Origin of the sequence: Photobacterium lipolyticum, from assembly GCF_003026475.1 — a bacterium.
GTDB lineage: Bacteria > Pseudomonadota > Gammaproteobacteria > Enterobacterales > Vibrionaceae > Photobacterium > Photobacterium lipolyticum.
Genome location: NZ_PYMC01000039.1, coordinates 1 through 1930 on the forward strand (window position 1 = coordinate 1; position 1930 = coordinate 1930).

Genomic DNA, 1930 nt, shown 5'->3' on the forward strand with positions numbered 1-1930 from the left:
AGTGTTAGCGCAGCAGGACCAATGAACTCAGGATTCAAACCAAACTGAGGACAGGCTGCGTAGCAAAGGCCACAGTTGATACAACCGGCAAATTGCTTGTACTTAGCCATTTGCTCAGGCGTCTGGTTGTTTGGACCATCTTCCGGTGTGCGATCGTTACCGATGATGTATGGCTTAATTGCTTCAAGACGCTCGATGAACGGCGTCATGTCTACGATCAGATCTTTTTCGATAGCGAAGTTAGCCAGCGCTTCGATTTTCAGACCGTTCGGGTAGTCACGCAGGAATGTTTTACAAGCAAGCTTCGGCACCTTGTTGACCATCATGCCGCAAGAACCACAGATCGCCATACGGCAAGACCAACGGTAAGCCAGATCTTTGTCTAGGTTATCTTTGATGTAACCCAGAGCATCAAGCACTGACATGGTTTCGTTAAACGGTACTTCGAACATCTCGAAGTACGGTTCTGCATCTTTTTCTGGGTCATAACGCAGAATTTCAACTTTCTGGATACGGTTGCCTGACATTATGCCTGCTCCTCTTTGTTCGCTGCCGCTTCTGCTGCTTCTTTCGCTGCTGCCTCTTCTGCCGCTGCACCGTATAGACGCGCTTTAGGCTGAGACTTGGTGATTGTCACGTCGCTGTATTCGATACGAGGTGCTTTGTCACCGTTGTAGAATGCCAGTGTATGCTTCAGGAAGTTGACGTCATCACGCTCTGTACAACCTTCGTCTAGACGCTGGTGTGCACCACGAGATTCAGTACGTTTAATCGCAGAGTGAGCCATGGCTTCGGCCACTTCCAGGCCGTAGCCCACTTCGATTGCGTAGAGCAGATCGGTGTTGAATACTTTGCCTTTATCTTTGATGCTGATCTTCTTATAACGCTCACGCAGCTCTGCCAGTTTATCAACAGTCGCTTGCATCAGGTCTTCTTGGCGGTAGATACCACAACCCGCTTCCATGGAGTGACCCATTTCAGTACGGATATCAGACCAGTTTTCGTCGCCTTCTTGTGATAGCAGAGCGTCGATACGGTCTTGAACAGCCTTCATTTGCTTTGTGATAGACGCTTCGTTCCAGCCTTTGAATTCTGCTGCACGCTTTGCAGCGCCTTCACCCGCCAGGCGGCCGAATACAACCAGCTCTGCCAGAGAGTTAGAACCCAGACGGTTAGCACCGTGCAGGCCAACAGAAGAACACTCACCGACGGCGAATAGACCAGAGATACGTGTTTCGTTGTTTTTGTCTGTTTCAATACCGCCCATGGTGTAGTGCACGGTTGGACGAATTGGAATAGGCTCTTCCGCAGGATCAACGTTCACATAGGCTTTCGCAAGCTCACAGATAAAGGGTAGACGTTCATGCAGGTATTCTTTACCCAGGTGGCGCAAATCAAGGTGCACAACATCGCCCAGTGGGTGCTTGATGGTGTTGCCTTTTTGTAGTTCGTGCCAGAACGCTTGAGAAACTTTGTCACGCGGACCCAGTTCCATGTATTTGTTCTTTGGCTGGCCGATTGGTGTTTCAGGGCCCATGCCGTAGTCTTGCAGGTAGCGGTAGCCGTTTTTGTTCAGCATGATACCGCCTTCACCACGACAACCTTCGGTCATCAGGATACCTGTGCCTGGTAGGCCTGTCGGGTGGTACTGAACGAATTCCATATCACGCAGAGGGACGCCGTGGCGGAATGCCATCGCCATACCGTCGCCTGTTACGATGCCGCCGTTGGTGTTGCAGTTGTAAACACGGCCTGCACCCCCTGTCGCAAGCACGACAGATTTTGCTTTAATACAAACCAATTCGCCTTCAGCCATGTGAATAGCGATAAGGCCTTGTACTTCGCCCTCTTCTACCAGCAGGTCAACCACGAAGTATTCGTCAAAGCGGTTGATTTGGGTATATTTGATAGAGGTCTGGAAAAGCGTGTG

2 protein-coding genes are annotated in these 1930 nt (G+C 50.4%); both read right to left on the reverse strand.

The genetic code is table 11. From position 1 onward, the window contains the following. On the reverse strand, window positions 1-527 hold a 527-nt coding region (locus C9I89_RS22165; RefSeq protein WP_107285488.1), incomplete at its 3' end, for a succinate dehydrogenase/fumarate reductase iron-sulfur subunit. Further along, on the reverse strand, window positions 527-1930 hold a 1404-nt coding region (gene frdA, locus C9I89_RS22170), incomplete at its 5' end, for a fumarate reductase (quinol) flavoprotein subunit (protein WP_107285489.1). The genes C9I89_RS22165 and frdA, both read right to left, overlap by 1 nt.